Raw genomic sequence first — 23,808 nt, 5'->3', positions numbered from 1 at the left:
ATCAGTAGATCCAACCAACAGAAGGATAGATCGCCATGTCTGATATGAAGCATGACGTAGATGCACTGGAAACTCAAGATTGGCTAGAAGCACTTGAGTCAGTGGTACGTGAAGAAGGTGTTGAGCGTGCACAATTTCTACTAGAAACCGTTCTAGAGAAAGCACGTCTTGATGGTGTAGATATGCCAACAGGTATCAATACTAACTACATCAACACGATTCCAGCCGCTCAAGAGCCGGCTTACCCAGGTGACACCACGCTCGAGCGTCGTATTCGTTCAATTATCCGTTGGAACGCAATCATGATCGTTCTACGTGCTTCTAAGAAAGACCTAGACCTAGGTGGTCACATGGCTTCTTACCAGTCAGCAGCAGCGTTTTACGAAGTGTGTTTCAACCACTTCTTCCGCGCAGCGAACGACGTAGACGGCGGCGACTTGGTTTACTACCAAGGTCACATCTCTCCAGGGATCTACTCTCGTGCTTTCGTTGAAGGTCGTCTAACTGAAGAGCAACTAGACAACTTCCGTCAAGAAGTGGATGGTAAAGGTATTCCTTCATACCCACACCCTAAACTGCTTCCTGAATTCTGGCAGTTCCCTACGGTATCTATGGGTCTTGGTCCTATCTCTGCGATCTACCAAGCTCGTTTCCTAAAATACCTAGAAGGTCGTGGTCTTAAAGACACTTCAGCTCAACGTGTATACGCTTTCCTTGGCGACGGTGAGATGGATGAGCCAGAATCACGCGGTGCACTATCGTTTGCAGCTCGTGAAAAGCTAGACAACCTATGTTTCCTAATCAACTGTAACCTACAGCGTCTAGACGGTCCTGTAATGGGTAACGGTAAGATCATTCAAGAACTTGAAGGTCTATTCAAAGGTGCTGGTTGGAACGTAGTGAAAGTAATCTGGGGTAACAACTGGGATTCACTACTAGCAAAAGATACCTCTGGTAAGCTACTACAGCTTATGAACGAGACTATCGATGGCGACTACCAAACGTTCAAATCTAAAGATGGTGCTTACGTACGTGAACACTTCTTTGGCAAGTACCCAGAAACAGCGGCACTTGTAGCAGACATGACAGATGACGAGATCTTCGCACTTAAGCGTGGTGGTCACGATTCATCTAAACTATTCGCGGCATTCAACAACGCGAAAGAGACTCAAGGCAAACCAACTGTAATCCTAGCGAAAACCATCAAAGGTTACGGCATGGGTGACGCAGCAGAAGGTAAGAACATTGCGCACGGTGTTAAGAAAATGGACATGACTCATGTTCAACACCTACGTGATCGCCTAGGTCTACAAGATCTAATTTCAGACGAAGAAATGAAAAAACTTCCATACCTAACATTGGAAGAAGGTACGCCTGAATACAACTACCTACACGGTCGTCGTCAAGCATTACTAGGTTACACGCCTAAGCGTCTGCCAAACTTCACGGGCGAATTCCAAATTCCTGAATTGGAAGAGTTTGCACCATTGCTTGAAGAGCAAAAGCGTGAAATCTCAACCACGATGGCATACGTTCGTACGCTAAACATCCTGCTTAAGAACAAACAAATTGGTAAGAACATCGTTCCTATCATCTGTGACGAAGCACGTACATTTGGTATGGAAGGTCTGTTCCGTCAGATTGGTATCTACAACCCACACGGTCAAGAATACACTCCAGAAGACCGCGGCGTAGTGTCTTACTACAAAGAAGCGACTTCTGGTCAAGTTCTACAAGAAGGTATCAACGAGCTAGGCTCAATGGCATCTTGGGTAGCGGCTGCAACATCTTACAGCACCAACAACCTACCAATGATTCCATTCTACATCTACTACTCAATGTTTGGTTTCCAACGAGTAGGTGATATGGCATGGATGGCAGGTGACCAACAAGCTCGTGGTTTCCTACTAGGTGCTACTGCAGGTCGTACAACACTAAACGGTGAAGGTTTACAGCACGAAGATGGCCACTCGCACATCATGGCGGGTACGGTTCCTAACTGTATTTCTTACGACCCAACGTTCGCATACGAACTAGCAGTTATCATGCAAGACGGTATCCGTCGCATGTACGGTGAGAACCCAGAGAACGTGTTCTACTACCTAACGCTAATGAACGAAAACTACGCAATGCCAGCAATGCCAGAAGGCGCTGAAGAAGGCATCCGTAAAGGTATTTACAAGCTAGAAACTTACGCAGGTTCAAATGCGAAAGTGCAGCTAATGAGCTCTGGTACTATCATGAACGAAGTACGTAAAGCAGCTCAAATCCTAAGCGAAGATTACGGCGTAGCGTCTGATGTTTACTCAGTAACATCATTCAACGAACTAACTCGTGACGGTCAAGATGCAGAGCGCTTCAACATGCTTCACCCTGAAGCGGAAGCGAAAGTACCTTACATCACAACAGTACTTGGCAGCGAGCCAGCTATCGCAGCGACTGACTACATGAAGAACTACGCAGAGCAAGTACGCGCGTTCGTTCCTGCTGAGTCTTACAAAGTACTGGGTACTGACGGTTTTGGTCGCTCAGACAGCCGCGACAACCTACGTCGTCACTTCGAAGTGAATGCAGGTTACGTCGTAGTTGCAGCCCTAACTGAACTAATGAAACGTGGTGAAGTTGAGAAATCAGTCGTTGTTGAAGCGATTAAGAAATTCGACATCGACACTGAAAAAACTAACCCGCTATACGCATAAGACAACGCTTAAGTAAAAGGTAGATAAGCAATGGCAATCGAAATTAATGTACCAGACATCGGTGCGGATGAGGTTGAAGTTACTGAGATTCTTGTAAGCGTTGGCGACAAGGTTGAAGAAGAACAGTCTCTAATCACTGTAGAAGGCGACAAGGCTTCTATGGAAGTTCCAGCTTCTCAAGCTGGTATCGTGAAAGAAATCAAAGTTGCTGAAGGCGACAAGGTTTCTACCGGTTCTCTAATCATGATTTTCGAAGCCGAGGGTGCTGCAGCTGCAGCACCTGCTCCAGCAGCAGAGGCAGCTCCAGTAGCAGCGCCTGCAGCGGCAGCAGCGGCTGAATTAAAAGAAGTTCATGTTCCAGATATCGGCGGTGATGAAGTTGAAGTTACTGAAATCATGGTAGCGATCGGCGACAGCATCGAAGAAGAACAATCTCTAATCACTGTAGAAGGCGACAAGGCTTCTATGGAAGTTCCAGCCCCATTCGCTGGCGTACTAAAAGAGATCAAAGTAGCGGCAGGCGATAAAGTATCGACTGGTTCACTAATCATGGTTTTCTCTGTAGGTGGTAGCGAAACAGCAGGTTCAGGCGCAGTAGCGGCTCCTGTTGCAGCAGAAGCAGCTCCTGCAGCGGCTCCAGTAGCGGCGTCTTCTAAAGAAGTGAACGTTCCAGATATCGGCGGCGACGAAGTTGAAGTAACCGAAATCATGGTTGCAGTTGGCGATACAGTAGAAGAAGAGCAATCTCTAATCACTGTTGAAGGCGACAAAGCTTCAATGGAAGTACCAGCACCATTTGCTGGTACCGTTAAAGAGATCAAGATTGCAGCTGGCGACAAAGTGTCAACTGGCTCACTAATCATGGTATTTGAAGTGGCCGGCACTCCGGTTGCGGGTGCAGCGCCAGTTTCGGCTCCAGTAGCAGCAGCTCCAGTAGCACAAGCTGCAGCTCCAGCAACAGTAGCGCCAAAAGCTGAAGCTCCGGTAGCAGCTCCGGCATCAAACGACTTCCAAGAGAACAACGAGTACGCTCACGCTTCTCCAGTGGTTCGCCGTCTAGCGCGTGAGTTTGGCGTTAATCTTTCTAAGGTTAAAGGTTCTGGTCGTAAGAGCCGTATCCTGAAAGAAGACGTTCAAAACTACGTGAAAGAAGCGCTTAAGCGTCTTGAATCTGGTGCGGCAGCATCTGGTAAAGGCGACGGCAGTGCTCTTGGTCTACTACCATGGCCAAAAGTTGATTTCAGCAAGTTTGGTGAGACAGAAGTTAAGCCTCTTTCTAAGATCAAGAAGATTTCAGGCGCGAACCTACATCGTAACTGGGTAATGATCCCGCACGTTACACAGTGGGATAATGCTGATATCACGGAGCTAGAAGCATTCCGTAAAGAGCAAAACGCGATTGAAGCGAAGAACGACACTGGTATGAAGATCACGCCACTTGTGTTCATCATGAAAGCAGTTGCGAAAGCACTAGAAGCATTCCCTGCATTTAACTCATCACTTTCTGAAGATGGCGAAAGCATCATCCTGAAGAAATACGTGAATGTAGGTATTGCGGTTGATACGCCAAACGGTCTAGTTGTTCCTGTATTTAAAGACGTGAACAAGAAAGGTATCTACGAGCTATCTCGTGAGCTTGCTGAAGTATCGAAGAAAGCACGTTCAGGTAAACTGACTGCGGCTGACATGCAAGGTGGCTGTTTCACTATCTCTAGCCTAGGTGGTATCGGCGGTACTGCATTTACGCCAATCGTAAATGCACCAGAAGTTGGTATCCTTGGTGTGTCTAAGTCTGAAATGAAGCCAGTTTGGAACGGTAAAGAGTTTGAACCTCGCCTACAACTGCCACTATCTCTATCATACGACCACCGTGTGATCGATGGTGCGGAAGGTGCGCGTTTCATCACTTTCCTAAACGGTGCGCTATCAGACATCCGTCGTCTAGTTCTTTAATTTAGACAAGACGAACGAGAGGCGGCATTATTGCTGCCTCCATTAACACTATTACCTGACAATTGGATTAAATACCTACTCAAACTGTGAGTATGTAAGGTCGAATTGCTGTCTAGCTCACAGGCTAAATTGATTTACTTTTCACATCGTTAACATCTCTGTAAAATATTGACGGTCTGAAAAGCTGTTTAAAACAAGCAAAAAGTTTGAACACATAACATCAATACCCATTCAGCCTGTTAGGGATAATGACTACAAGAGGTCAAAATGAGCAAAGAAATTAAAGCCCAAGTTGTTGTACTTGGTTCTGGTCCTGCTGGTTACTCTGCTGCATTCCGTTGTGCAGACTTAGGTCTAGAGACCGTTCTAGTTGAGCGTTACAGCACTCTTGGTGGTGTATGTCTTAACGTAGGTTGTATCCCATCAAAAGCACTACTGCACGTATCTAAAGTTATCGAAGAAGCAAAAGCGATGGCTGAGCATGGTGTTGTGTTTGGTGAGCCACAAACTGACATCAGCAAAATCCGTATCTGGAAAGAAAAAGTTGTTAATCAGCTGACTGGCGGTCTAGCTGGTATGGCGAAAATGCGTAACGTAACAGTGGTTAACGGTTACGGTAAATTCACTGGTCCTAACTCAATCCTAGTTGAGGGCGAAGGTGAATCTACAGTAGTTAACTTCGACAATGCGATCGTTGCGGCGGGTTCTCGTCCAATTAAACTACCATTTATCCCACATGAAGACCCACGTATTTGGGATTCAACTGACGCGCTTGAGCTAAAAGAAGTACCAGAAAAACTTCTTATCATGGGTGGTGGTATCATCGGTCTAGAGATGGGTACGGTTTACCACTCGCTAGGTTCGAAAGTTGATGTGGTTGAGATGTTCGACCAAGTTATCCCTGCCGCGGATAAAGACATCGTTAAAGTATTCACTAAGCGCATCGAGAAGAAATTCAACTTGATGCTAGAAACTAAAGTAACTGCAGTTGAAGCGAAAGAAGATGGTATCTACGTTTCAATGGAAGGCAAGAAAGCGCCAGCAGAAGCTGAGCGTTACGATGCAGTTCTAGTAGCGATCGGTCGTGTGCCAAACGGTCTGTTGATCGATGGTGAGAAAGCGGGTGTTGAAGTGGACGAGCGCGGCTTTATCAACGTTGATAAGCAAATGCGTACTAACGTACCGCATATCTTTGCAATCGGTGACATCGTTGGTCAACCAATGCTTGCGCACAAAGGTGTGCATGAAGGTCACGTAGCTGCAGAAGTTATTTCTGGTAAGAAGCACTACTTTGACCCTAAAGTTATTCCTTCAATCGCTTACACTGAGCCAGAAGTGGCATGGGTTGGTAAGACTGAGAAAGAAGCAAAAGCGGAAGGCATTAACTACGAAGTAGCAACATTCCCATGGGCAGCTTCAGGTCGTGCAATCGCATCTGACTGCGCTGACGGTATGACTAAGCTTATCTTTGATAAAGAGACTCACCGTGTTATTGGTGGTGCTATCGTTGGTACTAACGGTGGTGAACTACTAGGTGAAATCGGTCTAGCGATCGAGATGGGTTGTGATGCGGAAGATATCGCACTAACTATCCACGCTCACCCAACGCTACACGAGTCTGTTGGTCTAGCGGCTGAAGTATTTGAAGGTTCAATTACTGACCTGCCAAATAAGAAAGCTGTGAAGAAGAAAAAGTAAATACTCTTCATACTTGAAGCCGCAGCGTCGTTAACTGCGTAATTTCACCGGTTCGCCGGCCGCCCTAGTCACATAGTACGCCTATGTTCATAGGGCTGAATTTACTTGTTGCCTAGCTGCAACTCCAATTATTTTGAGTATATATAGAGTCTTTGATCATTCTTGCTGATTAAAATCGCTGATAACGTTGTTGCAGATTTTGTAATTAGAATAACTAGTTAGCGGCAATCTGCGCCTAGTTCTAAGCGATTTTTCTTGCGCAATTTTCTGACCACTTACTTGTCCTGATTGGTATAAAAAAAGCTGATGTTTTCACATCAGCTTTCGTCATTACAATAAGTGTTACTCTGCGGTCTTGTAGATGCACAACATATTTAGGTAACTATCAGCTAGCTTGACGAGTTCGCTATGTTCACGACTACGGTTTGCCTGAACAAACAGTGAGTAGCAAATGCCGTGGAATAAAGTTGCTAGGTCTTCTGAGTCATGTTCATCACAAACTTCACCACGTTCCTGAGCCTTGATAAACATATTCTTCACTAGAAGTTGGTTAGTGCGGTTGGTACTCACAAATAGCGGCCAAACCTCATCACGAGTTGATGCACTCCACTCAAACCATACTTTCAACCAATCGCAATCTTGAGCGATAAGATCGAGCATTGAGCCAGTGATGTTTTCCAAATTTTCCTTTGCGTGCAGATCAAGGTCGATATTGTCTGATAGGAAATTAGAAAACTGACGAACAACATAGTTAAGCACATCATCAACTAAGTCTTCTCTGGTAGGGAAGTAGTTAAATACCGTTGCTACTGAAACTTGTGCAATTTCAGCGATGTCTGCATGACCCCCACGGCCAATTCCACGGCGTGCAAATACCTCGAGTGAGATATCCATGAGTTGTTGTTTTCGCTTTTTGGGCGAAAGACGAGTTCTAGGTCTTTTTGCAATTGAGTCCATAAGTTATTCCTTGCCAATAGAGTTGATACCTTCCATGTGTTAGTTACATCTCAGCACTTACTTCTAACTGTCTCAGTTGAAAGTACGTAATTCACCAGAAGTAAAACCATGATTTTTAGGTAGTTTGGGCTTTGCCCTATTAATTATTTTGTTAATTGTGTATCGCGTTTATGAGTGTAATGGTGCATATGGGCGTGGTCAATGTTTTCAGTACATTTTATAATCACATTTGTTAGTAACGTGCGAGAGGTCATATTGTTTACTGGGCTCAATGTAAACTCTTTCGTAATGGTCTTTCCTTACTCGATGGCGGTGCTAAACTACGCGTTCGAAAAATTGTCAGTGTTTGGACTACTATTAGCCAAATACTGAAACGACAAACGAGAATGGTATGAAACACACAATAGAAGTAATGATTTCTGAGCAGGAAGTTCAGGAACGTGTACGCGAACTAGGTAAGCAAATCACTGAACACTATCAAGGTAGTGAAGATCTTGTGATGGTGGGGCTATTACGCGGCTCATTTGTATTTATGGCAGATTTAGCGCGTAGTATTGAATTGACTCACCAAGTCGACTTTATGACTGCTTCTAGCTACGGTAATACCATGGAGAGTTCGCGTGACGTACGTATTCTTAAAGACCTTGATGATGACATCAAAGGTAAAGATGTTTTGCTGGTAGAAGATATTATCGATACTGGTAACACTCTAGCGAAAGTAAAAGAGATCCTGTCGCTTCGTGAACCTAAATCTATTGAGATTTGTACATTACTTGATAAACCATCACGTCGCGAAGTTAACGTTCCTGTTAAGTGGGTCGGTTTTGAAATTCCTGACGAGTTTGTTGTGGGTGTCGGTATTGACTACGCGCAGAAGTACCGCCATCTACCATTCATTGGTAAAGTTGTTCCTCAGGAATAATTTTCAGGCCATATGAATAAAAAAACCCATCATGAGTGATGGGTTTTTTACTATCTTGAACTAGCTTAGCGACAAAGCAGTTTGTAATCTGGGTTAAGAATCTTATCCATTGCTGTTTGATAAGACGCTTCAACAGTTTCGATTGAGTGAGAGCGAATACCTAAATATTCTAAACGCCCATCTTCAATACCATAGACCACGCCATGAATTTCGACTTCCTGATCGCGTTCCCAAGCATTTTGCATAATGGTTGAGTTGCCAAGGTTGTACACTTGTTCAGCTACGTTGAGTTCAGCCAATTTATCGGCCTTATCTTGCTCCGGCATTTGATCTAGGTAAGAACGATGTTTGAAGTAGATATCGCGAATGTGGAGTAACCAGTTATTAATCAAACCGAGTTTTGGATTTTCGATCGCGGCATTAACACCACCACAGCCGTAGTGGCCACAAATAATGATGTGTTTTACTTTGAGAACGTCGACAGCGTATTGGACAACAGAAAGGCAATTTAGATCGGTGTGAATGACAAGGTTGGCTACATTGCGATGGACAAAGAGCTCCCCGGAAAAGAGCCCAGTCAGTCTTTCCGCCGGGACTCGACTATCAGAGCAACCAATCCAAAGAAAATCGGGCTTTTGTCCTTCGGCAAGCTTAGCAAAATATTCCGGTCGTTCAGATTTAATTTCTTCCGACCACTTAGAGTTGTTATCAAAGAGCTGTTTGATTTTCGGCATGGTTGTGCATATATCCCTAAAGTTTCTAGGCGATAATATACACAATGTTACAAAATCGATCCCGTTAAATATACGTTCTTAGGCACTCATCTGACTTGTTATCGTAGCAAAACGCATAGACTTGGCGGGGAAAAAGGCATTTGGCTCGATTTCCTCTAAGTTTTGCGCCAGTTAACACATTTAAGTGAATCTAAACATTTGTTACAGTGACTAAAATCTTTTCGCATATTACAGGGAGCAATATGTTGTTCGGAGAGCGTTTTAAAGACATCAACTTCAAAGGCGATCTATTTGGTGGAGTTACCACCGCGATAATCTCGTTACCTTTGGCATTAGCCTTTGGTGTCGCCTCAGGAGCGGGAGCAGAAGCAGGTCTTTGGGGCGCGATCATGGTGGGCTTATTTGCCGCACTATTTGGTGGTTCGTCGACGCTGATTTCAGAGCCAACCGGCCCGATGACCGTGATCATGACAGCGGTCCTGACTAGCATGATGGCGAAGTACCCGGAAACGGGCATGGCCATGACTTTTACCGTGGTGATGATGGCCGGCGCTTTTCAGATTTTACTGGGAACACTAAAACTCGGTAAATACGTTACGTTAATGCCGTATAGCGTGATATCCGGATTTATGTCAGGGATTGGGGTTATCCTGATTATTCTACAGATCTCGCCACTGCTTGGTCATGCCGCTCCTTCTGGCGGTGTGATTGGTACACTCAAGGCTCTGCCGGAGTTGCTCGCTAATATCAAATTTTCAGAGCTTTTGCTTGGTGCTCTTACCCTTGGCATTCTGTTCTTCTTTCCGCAAAAATACCGTAAATTCGTTCCGGCTCAGTTAGTCGCTTTAGTGGCGGTGACATTACTCTCTGTGATTTTATTTGATACCGATGCTATCCGTCGTATTGGTGAAATCCCAGCGGGTTTACCGTCGCTGGTTATGCCGCATATTAATCCTGAGATGTTTACCACTATGATTATCGATGCCTTAGTACTGGGTACCTTAGGCTGTATCGATACTTTGCTAACGGCGGTGATTGGCGACTCACTGACCCGTAAAGAGCATGATTCTGACAAAGAACTGCGTGGTCAGGGATTAGCGAATATGATCTCCGGTTTATTTGGTGCATTGCCAGGGGCAGGTGCGACGATGGGAACGGTAACGAATATTCAAGTTGGAGCGCGCTCGCCACTATCTGGTGTGATCCGTGCGTTAATGCTGGCGTTAGTGGTATTGGTGGCTGGTGGCTTAACTGAGCCGATCCCAATGGCCGTGTTAGCAGGTATCGCAGTGTATGTGGGTTTCAATATTCTAGATTGGAGCTTTATCCAACGTGCACATAAGGTCAGTATGCAAGGTATGGCGATCATGTACGGCGTTATGATGCTGACGGTGTTTGTTGACTTGATTGCTGCGGTTGGCCTTGGCGTATTTATTTCCAATATCATTATTATTGAGCGACTAAGTCGCGTGCAATCGCGTCATGTAAAAGCGATCAGTGATGCGGATGAGGATGATGTACCCCTAACGGAAGTGGAGCGAGCTTTACTTGATCAAGCGAATGGCAAGGTTTTGTTCTTCTACTTATCTGGGCCAATGATATTTAGTGTCTCTAAGGCGATTTCTCGTCAGCATACCAGTATTGCCGATTACGAAGCGATGATCCTCGATTTGACCGATGTGCCTATGATTGATGTCACCGTTGGTATCGCGTTGGAAAACGCAATTAACGATGCGTTGGATGCTAATTGTGCGGTGTACTTGCTGTGTCCTAACAAGCAGATATGGCAGCAACTTGAGAAGTTCCATATTCTCGATTTAGTGCCGATAGAAAATACCTACTCATTCCGTTATGAAGCGTTGCGAGCTGCAACCAAGCAGGTTGAAGGAAGTGATGAGCCCGTTTATTCAATTTAAGTAAAGCGATGCTGTTGAACGCCGTGGGTTTATGCTCACGGCGTTTTTGTTTATTTCGTTAAGTCACAACCATCGACGATAATATTTCGAAAAAAATCGAAAGGTTTAATTGTAATCATCGTCACTCGACGATAGACTTAATGCAATTGATAAAATCAGCCGCGGTACAAAACACTGCGACGCAGAAAGAATGAGAAGCTATGTACGCACTAGAAATAGATCAACTGCGTAAGACTTATGCAGGCGGTTTTGAGGCGCTAAAAGGAATCAGCCTCAATGTTGAAAAAGGGGACTTCTACGCACTACTTGGACCCAACGGGGCAGGTAAATCAACCACCATTGGTGTCATCTCATCGCTGGTCAACAAAACTTCCGGTAAGGTCAAAGTGTTCGGCTTTGATATTGATAGCGACCTTGAACTCGCGAAGCAAAATCTAGGTTTGGTGCCACAAGAGTTTAACTTCAACCAGTTTGAAACGGTTGAACAGATCGTAATGCAGCAAGCTGGCTATTATGGTGTGTCAAAATCGCTGGCTAAAGAGCGTGCTGAGAAGTACTTAACCAAGCTCGATTTGTGGGAAAAGCGCAAAGAGCGCGCACGTAACCTTTCTGGTGGTATGAAGCGCCGCTTGATGATTGCACGTGCTCTGATGCACGAGCCGCAGTTATTGATTCTCGATGAACCCACAGCTGGGGTCGATATCGAGTTGCGTCGCTCAATGTGGGAGTTTCTCAAAGAGATTAACCAAGAGCAGGGGATCACGATTATCTTGACCACTCATTACCTAGAAGAAGCGGAAATGTTGTGTCGCAATATCGGCATTATTAACCGTGGTGAGCTAATTGAAAATACCTCGATGAAGTCGTTACTGGCAAAACTGCATGTTGAGACTTTTATTCTTGATATTGAAGGCGAGGGTGACGTACCACAACTTGAAAGCGTGGTATCGCAACGTTTGGTTAATGGCTCGCTAGAGATTGAAGTAGAGAAGACGCAAGGTCTTAATCCGGTGTTCAGTCAGCTAACTCAAAGTGGTATTCAAGTGATGTCGATGCGTAACAAAGCGAACCGTTTGGAAGAGCTGTTTGTTAGCATTGTTCAGCAACAAACGCGAGGTGAAGGCTAATGTATCAACTATATTGGACCGCCTTTTGCAGCCTATTGACCAAAGAGGTCAATCGCTTTACTCGTATTTGGGTGCAAACTCTAGTTCCGCCCGCGATCACCATGACGCTCTACTTCATTATTTTCGGTAGCTTAATTGGCTCGCGAATTGGTGAAATGAATGGCTTTAGCTACATGGAATATATTGTGCCGGGCTTGATCATGATGTCGGTGATCACCAACTCATATTCAAACGTCGCTTCGTCATTTTTTAGCTCTAAGTTCCAGCGTAATATCGAAGAGCTATTGGTCGCGCCAGTGCCTAACTACGTCATCATTTTAGGTTTTGTTATGGGCGGCGTCGTACGTGGCTTACTGGTTGGTACCATCGTCACTTTCGTTTCGTTGCTGTTTGTTGACCTGCAAGTTGAGCATTGGGGAATCATCATTGCCACGGTGTTTATGACTTCAGTGGTGTTCTCGCTGGGCGGTTTAATCAATGCGGTGTTTGCGCGCACGTTTGATGATATTTCGATTATTCCCACCTTTGTTTTAACACCACTGACTTACCTAGGCGGGGTGTTCTACTCGATCAGCTTGCTACCAGAGTTTTGGCAAGGTGTATCGAAAATCAACCCAATCGTCTATATGGTCAATGCTTTCCGTTATGGCTTCTTAGGGGTTTCCGATGTGGGCATCGGTATGTCATTTGCCGTACCGATGGTATTTATTGTGGCACTGTATGGGGTTGCTCACTATTTGGTGACCAAAGGGATAGGATTACGTTCGTAGCGGGTTGCGGAACGCTGCGCTACGGATGTGGGAACACTTCGTTACGGAACGCTGCGCTTACGCAGCGTTGAGCAAGTTTGTTTTACGACGGAAGGTGAGAGTAATATCTTATCCGTTATCCGTTATCCGTTATCCGTAGCGAAGCGTTCTCGAAAAAAAAGGTTGGCATCTGCCAACCTTTTTTGTTCTCTAAGCGAAGCGCTCTAAACGCTCGTTTTTCGCTCTTAACCTTCCGAGCTTTCTTCTGCAGCCTCTGTCGTCATATCAACGGTTTGGTTGTCGATAAGACGTGCTTTACCTAGGAAAGCCGACATCAAGATCACTGCTTGTGTCGTTTCTGCGGTAATGGTTTGTAGCGTGCGCGCATCACGAATAAAGATCTCATCTGGCTGTAAGCCCGCTGCTCGTAGCTGATCGCTCGCATCTTCAATGATAGATGCGTAATCATCGCGACCGCCGCGGATAGTACTGCTAATCCAACGCATAGTGCGTGCTAAAACTGGGGCACGTTGGCGCTCATCAAGAGTCAATAAACCGTTGCGAGAGCTCATCGCAAGACCATCCATTTCACGTACTGTCGGTACGCCAATGATTTCGATGTCCATCGCCATGTCTTCCACCATCTTGCGGATGATTGCTAGCTGTTGGAAGTCTTTCTCACCAAAGCATGCCACTTCAGGCTGTACGATGTTGAATAGCTTAGTCACTATGGTCGAAACACCACGGAAGTGACCAGGACGCGAAGCACCTTCAAGCATGCTTGAAAGTCCTGGGACTTCGACAAAAGTTTGCTTGTCTAGACCTTCAGGATAAATAACTTCTGGAGTTGGAGTGAAGACTAGCTCTACACCTTCGCCATTGAGTTTGCTTAGATCATCTTCAAGAGTACGAGGGTAGTTATTTAGGTCGTCGGCACGTTCAAACTGCATTGGGTTAACAAAGATGCTGACCACCACGATATCCGCGTGTTCACGAGCTTTACGCACTAAAGTTAGGTGACCTTCATGAAGGTTACCCATAGTTGGTACGAAAGCAACTTTGCGTCCGTCGCGCTTGTACTGTTTGATCTGCTCACGGAGAGCTGAAATATCAGTAAATGTTTGCATGCTCAACTCCTCTAGGCAATCGTATGAGCTTCGTCAGGGAAGGCGCCAGTTTCCACATCTTGAATGTATTTAGTCACTGCTGTGCGCATATCGCCCGTTTCAGCAAGGAAATTTTTCGAGAATTTTGGCATGTAGTTCGCCGCAATACCGAACATATCGTGCATTACTAGGATTTGACCATCAGTCACATTACCCGTACCGATACCAATAACAGGCACATCCAATACTTCAGTAATGCGCGCGGCAAGATCAGCTGGTACACACTCTAGCAATACGATCTGTGCGCCCGCTTCTTGTAGAGCGAGTGCGTCACGAACCATACGATCCGCTTTATCTTGCTCGCGACCTTGAACTTTGAAACCACCGAAAATGTTAACCGACTGAGGTGTTAGGCCTAAGTGTGCACAAACAGGTACTGCACGCTCGGTGAGCATTTTCACAGTGTCAACTAGCCAGTCGCCACCTTCGATTTTTACCATGTTCGCACCCGCGCGCATTAGCTTGCCTGCGTTCTCACAAGCTTGCTCAGGCGTTGCGTAGCTCATAAATGGCATGTCAGCCATAAGTAGACAGTTTGGGCTGCCTGCGCGCACGCAGCGCGTGTGGTAAGCGATTTCGTCAACGGTTACTGGTAGCGTGCTTGATTCGCCTTGCAAAACCATGCCTAGCGAGTCACCAACAAGTAGTACCGGCATTTCTTGTTGCTCAAAAAGTTGTGCAAAGCTTGCATCGTACGCAGTAGAAGAAGCGAATTTACGACCTTCTTGTTTCCACTTCATTAGGTCGTTGATGGTAATTTTTTTCATTTTTTTTCCTTACTAGGATCTGGCTATGACTGCCACACGCTGAGCCCATTGCGATCGACTTGGTTAAGTAACTGCGTAAGCTCAGTCCCATCAGGGAGAGTTAAATTAGGTGCGATTTCCGCCAGCGGATAGAGAACAAATTCTCTTTCACGCATCCCGTAATGTGGGACCGTTAAACGCTCGGAATCGATCACTTCATTGCCGTAAAGAATAATATCTAAGTCAAGGGTTCTTGGGCCCCATCGCTCATCTTTACGGACACGCCCTTGCTCTAGCTCAATGGCTTGAGTGCAATCCAGCAGTTCAAGTGGCGTTAATTCGGTTTTGATCGCCACGACCGCATTAATGTAGTCCGGCTGATCTTGTGGTCCCATCGGTGTACTACTGTACAGCTGAGACGCTTGCATAAACTCAGAGCTCGGTAGCAACTTTAATGCGTCAATGGCAGCATTCGCTTGAGTAACGGGATCAGCTAGATTGCTGCCGACAGCAATGTAGGCAGTAATCATGATTCGCTTTTACTCTTACGGAAATTGCGCTTTTTATTATTTGGCTTGCGACGACGAGAATTTGGACGGCTTGGTGCCGCATCATCTAAATCATTAACCATCGCTTGGCGCATGTTGCGGCCCGCATTTTGGAAAGTGTGCCACCATTTAGCCAATAGCTCCGTCTCATCACCTTCAATCTCACCACGCATTTCAAGGAAATCGAAACCAGCACGGAACTTATTCAGCTCCATCAAACGGAATGCGCGTTTGCCATTACGACGAGGTAGGCGCATTTGAAGTTGCCAAATCTCGCGAATAGTTGCTGTGTGGCGACGTGGAATAGCAATGGTACGCACTTGATCATCAAGAATGTCGTTGCTCGCTTCCATTACCGCATCGTAATGACATAGATTGCGAGATTCCATTAACTCATCCGCTTTCGCTTGTAGCGGATACCAAAGCATTGCAGCGAACATAAACGCAGGGTTAATACGTTTACCTTCTTCAACGCGCTGATCGGTTGAATCCAAAACAAGATCCAACATCTGCTCCGCTTTTGAGTCGTAGCTGTCAGTGAAAAACTCAGAGACTGACGGGAATAGCTGTTGGAAGAGATTATACTCACGCATTAAATGGTAAGTTTCTAATCCATAGCCACTTTGTAGCATCTTTAGTGATTCTTCGTACAGACGCGCAGCAGGGATTTCTTTCAATAGATGAGAAAGCTCTTCAATTGGTGCTGCGGTGTCTTCTTCGATATCAAAGTCGAGTTTGACGGCAAAGCGAATCGCACGCAGCATGCGTACAGGATCTTCGCGATAGCGAGTCTCAGGATCGCCAATTAGACGAATCAACTTATCTTCAAGGTCTTCAACGCCGCCAGCGTAATCGTGAATCGCATAGTTGCCGATGTTGTAGTACATCGCATTGATTGTGAAATCACGGCGTTCCGCGTCTTCATCAATCGTGCCATACACGTTATCACGCAGCAGCATGCCTTCTTTCGATTGCTGAGAGACGTTTTTGTTTGGCTCTTGGTGATGACCACGGAAGGTTGCCACTTCGATGATATCGCGGCCAAACATAATGTGCGCTAAGCGGAAGCGACGACCAATTAGACGACAGTTTTTAAAAAGCTGACGAATCTGCTCTGGGGTTGCGTTAGTCGCAATATCAAAATCTTTCGGGTTTTGCCCTAGCAATAGATCGCGTACACCGCCTCCTACCAGATAGGCATCGAAGCCTGCACCATGAAGTCGGTAAAGGACCTTCAGCGCATTATCGCTGATCTGTTTACGCGAAATATTGTGCTCTTGGCGAGTTAGAATGTTGAGCGAAAGCTCCGGAAAGCTAATTAGCTCGCTTGGTGTATTGTCGTTTCTATTCATGTGCTTTTAGCAAAATGCGGTGGTTAAACCAGCTATGCTTCCATCTAAATTCTGAGGCCTTAGGGCGAATTTGCGGCTAATGATAGCTTACCGAGCGCGTTTTGAGAATCTCGGTGTGATCTCGGTAGTGTTTGGTAGCTGGCAAATTTGCCAATTTTGTACGCCCCAATGGATGATTTCGGCCAAATTTGCCGCTTCAATATCACGATTGAGTTTAAAACCTAAGAAATGCATCGCTTCTAAAAGTGCAGGTTTAGGGTTGAGATTATCTATCGTCGGAGCGTGGTTTTGCTTTGAGAGCTTCTGCCCGTTGTCTCCCATGGCTAAAGGGAGGTGCAAGTAGCTAATGGGTTGTTTACCCATCATTTTGTATAAACTGATTTGACGCCCTGTCGGCTCAATGAGATCGGCACCGCGGACCACTTCGGTGACACCTTGGTCGATATCGTCTAATACTACTGCAAGGTTATAAGCGAATAAGCCGTCCCGACGTTTGATAATAAAATCTTCATCAGCCAGCGCTTGAGGTATTTTTAACAACCCATGCTTTTGATCGATAAATTCGTAGACCGGTTCTGTCATACGCAGCCGAGTCGCGCTTGGGTTGTCATTAGTAAGCTGTTTTTCTCGACAAGTGCCTAAGTAGTAACCACCGCTTTCTTTGATCTCTTTACGCGTGCATTGACAGTAATAAGCTTGTCCTGACGCCAGCCAAGCATCAATTTGCTGTTGGTAGAGATGATGGCGCTGGCTTTGATAGACCACTTCACCATCCCACTCGAGTTGATACGCTTCTAAGGTACGCAGAATTAAATCGGCAGCGCCTTCCATTTCTCGCGGAGGGTCAATATCTTCAATGCGAACGAGCCATTGGCCTTGATTCGCCTTAGCTTGAAAATAACTGCCCAAGGCGGCAATAAGAGAGCCAAAGTGTAAAGGACCGGAAGGTGAAGGAGCGAAACGACCGATGTACATAGTTGAACCGAGGGTAAAGTGGAATTAAGGAAACCAAAAAGGGAGCATATACGCTCCCTTTTCAATAGTCATCAGCAAAGAATTAACCTTGCATCTGTCTCTCTTTGATCTCTGCAAGAGTTTTACAGTCGATACATAGATCGGCAGTTGGACGCGCTTCTAGGCGACGAATGCCGATCTCAACACCGCAAGACTCACAAAAACCGAAATCATCATCATCCAATTTGTTTAATGTTTTTTCGATTTTCTTGATTAGACGACGTTCACGGTCACGGTTGCGCAGTTCTAGGCTGAATTCTTCTTCCTGAGAAGCACGGTCAACTGGATCCGGGAAGTTTGCCGCTTCATCTTGCATGTGGTGCACAGTACGGTCTACTTCTTCGCGTAGCTGGTTGCGCCAAGCTGATAAAATCTTTCTAAAGTGATCCATTTGCTCAGGTGACATGTACTCTTCACCTGGCTTTTCTTGATATGGTTCAACACCTGCAATGGCTAGGATGCCTAGCGCTTTTTTCTTCGATTCTGGCATGCAGCATCTCCTACTAACACCTAGTCAACTGCTTGAGCAGCTAATTTAAGGCGGGTATCTATAGCAAAAAGAACTTTAGGAGGCAAATACTGTTGAGTAAAGTTAACGCCTATGTGAAGACTGCATCATTTTTCAGCCGAGATATCTGAAATCTACAGCCTTTGCGAGCTTAATCTCACGTTGGGAAATATCGGCTTTGTAGCACAATACTTCCACTCCTTGTTCAATTGCTATTTTCAGTAATTGTGAATAATCCGCGTCTATATGGTGTGCCGGGGAAACTTTTTCAATACCTGAATGCAAAACAATAAATAAAAGTACTGAACGGTTCCCACTTTTGACCATTTCTGTTAGCTCACGCAGATGTTTTTGACCTCTTGTGGTCACTGCATCTGGAAAATATCCCTGACCCGGTTTGCTTTCATCCAAAAGCGTTACGCTTTTGACCTCGATATAGCAGGTTGAGCGCTTAGGGTCGCTAAGCATGACATCAATGCGGCTATTCTCATTACCATACTTCACTTCGGTGCGAAGATGTTGATAGCCTGCTAACTCCTCAATCACGCCTTGTTCTATGCCTTCTACAGCCAGCTGGTTAGCTCGTGCAGTATTAATACATATACGGTGTCCAGCTTGGGTTTCGCTCAACTCCCAACTGTTTGGGTATTTACGTTTTGGGTTATCCGAGGTCGAAAACCAAATTGTGTTTCCCGGTTCGGCACATCCAGTCATTGCGCCTGTATTCGCGCAGTGGATGGTACGTTCACTTTTGTCTTCTAACTGAATGTCGGCTAAAAAACGTTTATAGCGTTTAATTAAAGTAGCTGATTGTAGGCAAGGTTCAAACTTCATTTAGGACTGGTTTTATGTACAATGTTTGCAACATTACACCATAAGGCTCTCCCATTGTCACAATTGCCCATTGAAGCCGTGATGCCGGCACTTCTCTCCGGTGTGCGTAGCGCTTCTCAACTTATTCTTAAAGCAGCACCGGGTGCTGGTAAATCGACTTACTTTCCACTGCAACTGCTTAAGCATGGCATTGTGTCTGGCAAAATTATTATGCTGGAACCACGCCGCTTGGCTGCGCGCAATATCGCGCGTTACTTAGCTGAGCAATTAGGTGATCGAGTTGGACAGCGAGTGGGCTATCGAGTGCGTGGTGAAACCAAGGTCAGTGATGAAACTCAGCTGGAGATTGTCACCGAAGGAATTATGACTCGCATGATTCAGAGTGATCCTGAACTATCCGGTATTGATCTTATTATTTTTGATGAATTTCATGAACGCAGTATTCATGCGGATATGGGCTTGGCGCTATGTTTGGAGATTCAAGAAGCGCTGCGTGATGATCTTAAGTTAGTAGTGATGTCGGCAACGCTTGAGCGACAAGCATTAGCGAAGTTAATGCCAGACGCTGAGTATATTGAATCTCATGGACGCAGTTTTCCAGTCGAGTTTCGTTATCAGCCGTTGAAAGCCAATGAACGCTTTGTGGATGCGATGGTAAAACAGATTCAAACCTTAATGCACAATGAGACAGGCTCGTTATTGGCCTTTTTGCCTGGCGTTGCCAGTATTCTACAAGTGCAAGAACGGTTATCTGGGCTTGCTGCCGACGTCGAAGTCTCTCCTTTATATGGCCAGCTTAATTTTAGTCAGCAGCAAGCTGCTATTCAGCCAGCACCGCAAGGCAAACGCAAAGTGGTGTTAGCCACCAATATTGCTGAAACCTCATTGACCATTGAAGGGATCCGTTTAGTGGTCGATGCTGGTTTAGAACGGGTGGCAAAGTTTGATTTAAAAACGGGGATTACCAAGCTAGAGCAAGTTCGAATTGCTCAGTCATCCGCGGAGCAGCGAGCAGGTCGTGCTGGGCGTATTGAGCCGGGTATCTGTTTACGTCTCTACAGCGAAAGCCAACTGAATCAGCAACCTTATGTGCCTAGCGCTGAAATTTTGCATAGTGATCTTGCACCTCTGGCAATGGAGTTGGCGCAGTGGGGGTGCACGGAAGCGAGCGAATTGAAATGGCTCGATGTGCCAACGGTGAGCGCCCTTACGCAGGCGCGAAGTTTATTATGTTCGCTTGGTTTAATGGATGAAAAATATCAGTTAACCACGGCAGGGAAGAAAGTCCAGCAGCTGGGGCTCGAGCCTCGCAGTGGCGCGATGCTAGTTCATGCGCTTGCGGACAATGACTGGCAGAGCACCGCGCTCGCACTGGCCGCTTTATTGGAAGAGCCTGAGCGAAACATAGTCGATTTCTCTCATAGCGTGCAACGTTTACAAGCTAGTAAACACAGCAAGCAAAAAGTCGTGGTCACACGCGCTCAAAGTTTGGCAAACAAACTGAAGCTGAGCTTTAACTTATCTCAAGTGGATGAACGACTCGCCCCTATGCTACTTGCAATCGCTTTCCCTGATCGAGTGGCGCAGCGCCGCGTGCAAGGAAATCGATTTTTGCTGGCCAATGGTCACGGTGCTCAATTTCGTGATGATGAGCCACTTGGTGATGATGACCATGTTGTGGCGATAGATTTGATGCGAAGCCAAGGTGAGTCGGCGCTAATCAACTTAGCGATAGAGCTCGATATCACTCAGCTTCGCAGTGCGATGCCAGAGAAGTTTATTCAGTCAGAAGTCGCCGATTGGGATGATAAGCGTGGCAAGCTGGTGTCTGAAGCGCGTCTCTGCTGGCAGGGACTTGTGGTTGAAAGCAAAGAATTGCCTGCTCCAGCGGCAGAAAAGATCACCGAAGCGTTATTGAACTATGTTCGTCGTCAAGGCTTGCAGGTGTTGAATTGGACAGAGAGTGCTAACGAGCTATTAGCGCGTATTCGTTGTGGCTGTGAATGGATGCCTGAGCGAGATTGGCCTGCATTTGACGAACAGTCACTGCTGGTGAATTTAGAGCTGTGGTTAGAACCGTATTTGGTTGGCATCAATTCAGCTAAAGCGCTGCAACAAGTGAATTTAACGCAAGCGCTTTCTGCTTACCTCGGCTGGCCGCTTAATCAAGAGATTGACGAATGGTTGCCGACGCATTTTCAATTGCCTACTGGCAGTCAGAAAAAGATTGTTTACCAAGTCGGTCAAGAGCCTATGTTGGCCGTACGCATGCAAGAGGTGTTTGGTGAACACAGCTCACCAACGGTTGCTCAAGGTAAGAAAACCGTAGTGCTCGAATTGCTATCTCCCGCACAGCGACCTCTGCAAAGAACCAGTAACCTTGCAAGTTTTTGGTCAGGAGCGTACCAAGAAGTTAAAAAAGAGATGAAAGGTCGTTATCCTAAGCACGTTTGGCCGGATGATCCTGCTAATCATATTGCAACCACCAAAACTAAAAGACAGTTCAATCAGTAACCATGACAGAGAAAACAACAAAAACACCGCGTAAGCCAGCGGCGAAAAAAGCCCCAGCTAAACGTGGTAAACCGAGTCCACGTAAGAAAAAACCAGCAAATGGTAAAAAGTCATGGTTGAAAACCCTATGGGGGATTAGCTGGAAGTTGGCGTTGGTGGGTATGGCTATTTTACTGTTTATTGGTATTTACCTAGACAGCTTAGTTAAGCAAAAATTTGAAGGGCAGTTATTTGAGCTACCCACCGTTGTTTATGCGCGTATTCTTAATTTAGCGCCGGGCGATGAAATTAGCCTCAAAGAAGTTCGCAATGAACTGGATGTATTGAACTATCGTAAAGTCCGTCAACCGAAGTATGCCGGCGAGTACTCTTCGTCATCGACCAAGATTGAGTTGATCCGTCGTCCGTTTGAATTTACTGATGGGCCAGAGCCTGATCGCCATGTGATGCTGCACTTCGATAGCAGTGGTTTAACACGTATTCAATCATTGGAGAAAAAAGGCGATCTAGGTTACTTACGTATCGAACCAAAAATGTTGGGCATGCTGGAGAAAAACCGCGATGAACAACGTTTATTTTTACGTCGCGAGCAGTTCCCTGAAGTGATGGTGGATGCTTTATTGGTCACCGAAGATCGTGACTTCTACAAACATGATGGTGTTTCGCCATTGGCGATAGCGCGTGCCATGGTGGTCAATATCAAAGCAGGGCGTACGGTACAAGGCGGAAGTACCTTAACTCAGCAGTTGGCTAAAAACTTGTTCTTAACCAGCGATCGCACCTTGTGGCGTAAGATCCGTGAAGCCTACATCGCGATCATTCTGGATTATCGCTATGACAAAGATCGCATTCTTGAAGCTTATCTCAACGAAGTTTATCTAGGTCAAAGTGGCGGTGAAGCGGTACATGGCTTTGGTTTGGCTGCACGGCTCTATTTTGGTCAGCCTATTCAAGAGTTGCGTATTGATCAGTTAGCTATGCTGGTGGGTATGGTCAAAGGACCGTCTTACTACAACCCGGTGCGTTATCCAGAGCGAGCTAAGACGCGCCGTGATTTGGTGCTGCGTTTGATGATGCAGCAAGGCTATTTGACCGCGAGTGAATTTGACCATGCGGCCAGTCGTCCGCTCGATATTCAAGATAACCCACGTATTGCCAGTCGTCAGCCTGCTTATTTTCAGCAACTAAAAATAGAGTTAAAAGAGAAAGTGGGTAGCGCTTTTGAAGCGGACAAAGGGTTGAAGGTATTTACATCTCTTGATCCGGTGTCGCAGCATGAATTAGAAAAAGCGATAGAAAAGAAGATCCCGCAACTTGCTAAGGTGGCAGGTAAGGAGCTCGAAGGTGCCGCGATTGCTGTCGATCGTCATAGTGGTGAGATCCGCGCGATGGTGGGGGGGAAACGCACAGGTTATGATGGATTTAACCGTGCCCTAAATGCTAGTCGCCAAATAGGCTCACTGGCAAAACCTGCGGTATATTTGACGGCTCTACAACAACCAGAGCGTTATAACCTCGCCACGACCCTAAACGACAAACCATTAAGTCTAAAAGGTTCTAAAGGTAACGTGTGGTCACCACGGAACTACGACCGTAAATATCGCGGTGATGTGCCACTTTATTTAGCGTTAGCTAAATCACTTAATGTGCCGACGGTACAACTGGGGATGCAGTTAGGTATTCCTCAAGTCGTGGAGACATTTGGAAAACTGGGCGTCGATAAGCAAGAGATTCGCCCTGTACCTTCAATGTTCTTAGGTTCATTTAGTTTGACGCCATTCCAAGTGGCGCAGATGTATCAAACGTTAACCAACTCAGGCAAGCAGGCTAAGTTATCAGCGCTGCGCTCAGTGGTGGATATGGACGGTAAAGTGATGTTTCAATCGTTACCGATAGCTAAGCAGACGGTTGACCAACGTGCAGCTTGGCTAACCACCTATGCGATGAAGCGCGGTGTGGCGGAAGGTACCGGACGCTTTTTAAATAGTCAGTTTTCCTCAGCGGCACTCGCGGGTAAAACCGGTACCAGTAACGACACCAAAGATAGTTGGTTTGTTGGTATCGACGGACGTGAAGTAACCACAATTTGGCTTGGCCGAGATGATAATAAAACGACCAAGTTAACGGGCTCTAGCGGTGCATTACGCGTTTATGCAGAGTACTTGCAACACCGAATACCGACTAAGTTGCTGTTACCTTGGCCTAAGGATATTGCGACCTTTGGTTTTGCTAAAACTGCTAACGGTGATTTAGTCCTTGATTGTGGTAATAATTTTAAGCTGCCTGTTTGGGATGAACATGATAAGTTGCAACAAGAGTGCAGTAATCAACCTGCTGATTGGTTGAAGAAAATCTTTACCTGGTAAGGTAT

At 45.9% G+C, this 23,808-nt stretch carries 18 protein-coding genes; 9 read left to right on the top strand and 9 right to left on the bottom strand.

From position 1 onward, the window contains the following. Window positions 1-35: 35 nt before the first annotated feature. The 3 genes from aceE to lpdA all read left to right on the top strand — a co-directional run bounded on the left by aceE (window position 36) and on the right by lpdA (window position 6,350). Entirely contained in the window at window positions 36-2,699 is a 2,664-nt protein-coding gene (aceE, locus tag IRQ95_RS16745; protein ID WP_194437999.1) for a pyruvate dehydrogenase (acetyl-transferring), homodimeric type, read from the top strand. 30 nt (window positions 2,700-2,729) lie between these two features. Further along, on the top strand, window positions 2,730-4,652 hold the full coding sequence (aceF, locus tag IRQ95_RS16740; protein ID WP_194437997.1) for a pyruvate dehydrogenase complex dihydrolipoyllysine-residue acetyltransferase: 1,923 nt from the start codon (window positions 2,730-2,732) through the stop codon (window positions 4,650-4,652). Window positions 4,653-4,919: 267 nt separating this feature from the next. Next, complete coding sequence (lpdA, locus tag IRQ95_RS16735) at window positions 4,920-6,350, top strand: dihydrolipoyl dehydrogenase (RefSeq protein ID WP_194437995.1); 1,431 nt, start codon at window positions 4,920-4,922, stop codon at window positions 6,348-6,350. A 342-nt stretch (window positions 6,351-6,692) separates the two neighbouring features. On the opposite strand, the gene IRQ95_RS16730 is transcribed toward lpdA, so the two are convergent. Then, window positions 6,693-7,307: a LuxR/HapR/OpaR family quorum-sensing transcriptional regulator gene (locus IRQ95_RS16730; RefSeq protein WP_194437993.1), complete on the bottom strand. Its 615-nt coding sequence runs from the start codon at window positions 7,305-7,307 to the stop codon at window positions 6,693-6,695. 391 nt (window positions 7,308-7,698) lie between these two features. Here IRQ95_RS16730 and hpt point away from each other — a divergent pair, with 391 nt between their 5' ends. After that, window positions 7,699-8,229 carry a hypoxanthine phosphoribosyltransferase gene (gene hpt / locus IRQ95_RS16725; protein ID WP_194437992.1) on the top strand — a complete coding sequence of 177 codons (531 nt, stop codon included), beginning with the start codon at window positions 7,699-7,701 and terminating at the stop codon, window positions 8,227-8,229. Window positions 8,230-8,294: 65 nt separating this feature from the next. Here hpt and can read toward each other — a convergent pair whose 3' ends face one another. Then, window positions 8,295-8,963, bottom strand: coding sequence for a carbonate dehydratase (gene can / locus IRQ95_RS16720; RefSeq protein ID WP_194437990.1), 669 nt, complete (start codon window positions 8,961-8,963; stop codon window positions 8,295-8,297). Window positions 8,964-9,208: 245 nt separating this feature from the next. Between can and IRQ95_RS16715 the strand changes: the two genes are divergently transcribed. From IRQ95_RS16715 to IRQ95_RS16705, 3 genes are all read left to right on the top strand, one after another. Beyond that, a complete protein-coding gene (locus IRQ95_RS16715) occupies window positions 9,209-10,879 on the top strand; it encodes a SulP family inorganic anion transporter (RefSeq protein ID WP_194438028.1) in 1,671 nt (556 codons plus the stop codon). 200 nt (window positions 10,880-11,079) lie between these two features. Then, window positions 11,080-12,006: an ABC transporter ATP-binding protein gene (locus IRQ95_RS16710; protein WP_194437989.1), complete on the top strand. Its 927-nt coding sequence runs from the start codon at window positions 11,080-11,082 to the stop codon at window positions 12,004-12,006. Next, the gene (locus IRQ95_RS16705; protein WP_194437987.1) at window positions 12,006-12,776 is read left to right on the top strand and encodes an ABC transporter permease; all 771 of its coding nucleotides are present in this window, start codon (window positions 12,006-12,008) and stop codon (window positions 12,774-12,776) included. The genes IRQ95_RS16710 and IRQ95_RS16705 overlap by 1 nt, the downstream gene beginning before the upstream one ends. Before the next feature lie 224 nt (window positions 12,777-13,000). On the opposite strand, the gene panC is transcribed toward IRQ95_RS16705, so the two are convergent. The 7 genes from panC to sfsA form a co-directional block, all read right to left on the bottom strand. Next, window positions 13,001-13,882 (bottom strand): pantoate--beta-alanine ligase, encoded by an 882-nt coding sequence (panC, locus tag IRQ95_RS16700; RefSeq protein ID WP_194437985.1) that lies wholly within the window; start codon window positions 13,880-13,882, stop codon window positions 13,001-13,003. 11 nt (window positions 13,883-13,893) lie between these two features. Then, complete coding sequence (gene panB / locus IRQ95_RS16695) at window positions 13,894-14,688, bottom strand: 3-methyl-2-oxobutanoate hydroxymethyltransferase (RefSeq protein ID WP_194437984.1); 795 nt, start codon at window positions 14,686-14,688, stop codon at window positions 13,894-13,896. A 23-nt stretch (window positions 14,689-14,711) separates the two neighbouring features. Then, window positions 14,712-15,197, bottom strand: coding sequence for a 2-amino-4-hydroxy-6-hydroxymethyldihydropteridine diphosphokinase (gene folK, locus IRQ95_RS16690; protein ID WP_194437983.1), 486 nt, complete (start codon window positions 15,195-15,197; stop codon window positions 14,712-14,714). Continuing rightward, window positions 15,194-16,567 (bottom strand): polynucleotide adenylyltransferase PcnB, encoded by a 1,374-nt coding sequence (pcnB, locus tag IRQ95_RS16685; protein ID WP_194437982.1) that lies wholly within the window; start codon window positions 16,565-16,567, stop codon window positions 15,194-15,196. Before pcnB ends, folK begins: the two co-directional genes overlap by 4 nt. Before the next feature lie 87 nt (window positions 16,568-16,654). Beyond that, complete coding sequence (gene gluQRS, locus IRQ95_RS16680) at window positions 16,655-17,542, bottom strand: tRNA glutamyl-Q(34) synthetase GluQRS (protein ID WP_194437981.1); 888 nt, start codon at window positions 17,540-17,542, stop codon at window positions 16,655-16,657. A gap of 82 nt (window positions 17,543-17,624) precedes the next feature. Then, window positions 17,625-18,071: an RNA polymerase-binding protein DksA gene (dksA, locus tag IRQ95_RS16675; RefSeq protein WP_075649367.1), complete on the bottom strand. Its 447-nt coding sequence runs from the start codon at window positions 18,069-18,071 to the stop codon at window positions 17,625-17,627. Window positions 18,072-18,203: 132 nt separating this feature from the next. Next, window positions 18,204-18,923, bottom strand: a complete 720-nt coding sequence (gene sfsA / locus IRQ95_RS16670) for a DNA/RNA nuclease SfsA (RefSeq protein WP_194437980.1) — start codon at window positions 18,921-18,923, stop codon at window positions 18,204-18,206. A gap of 54 nt (window positions 18,924-18,977) precedes the next feature. Between sfsA and hrpB the strand changes: the two genes are divergently transcribed. Both hrpB and mrcB read left to right on the top strand, forming a co-directional pair. Beyond that, window positions 18,978-21,437, top strand: coding sequence for an ATP-dependent helicase HrpB (gene hrpB, locus IRQ95_RS16665; protein ID WP_194437979.1), 2,460 nt, complete (start codon window positions 18,978-18,980; stop codon window positions 21,435-21,437). A gap of 2 nt (window positions 21,438-21,439) precedes the next feature. Continuing rightward, entirely contained in the window at window positions 21,440-23,803 is a 2,364-nt protein-coding gene (gene mrcB / locus IRQ95_RS16660) for a penicillin-binding protein 1B (RefSeq protein WP_194437978.1), read from the top strand. The last annotated feature ends 5 nt before the right edge of the window (window positions 23,804-23,808 follow it).

Source organism: Vibrio fluminensis, from assembly GCF_015278125.1.
Lineage (GTDB): Bacteria > Pseudomonadota > Gammaproteobacteria > Enterobacterales > Vibrionaceae > Vibrio > Vibrio fluminensis.
This window is presented reverse-complemented; position numbering and strand designations above follow the sequence as displayed.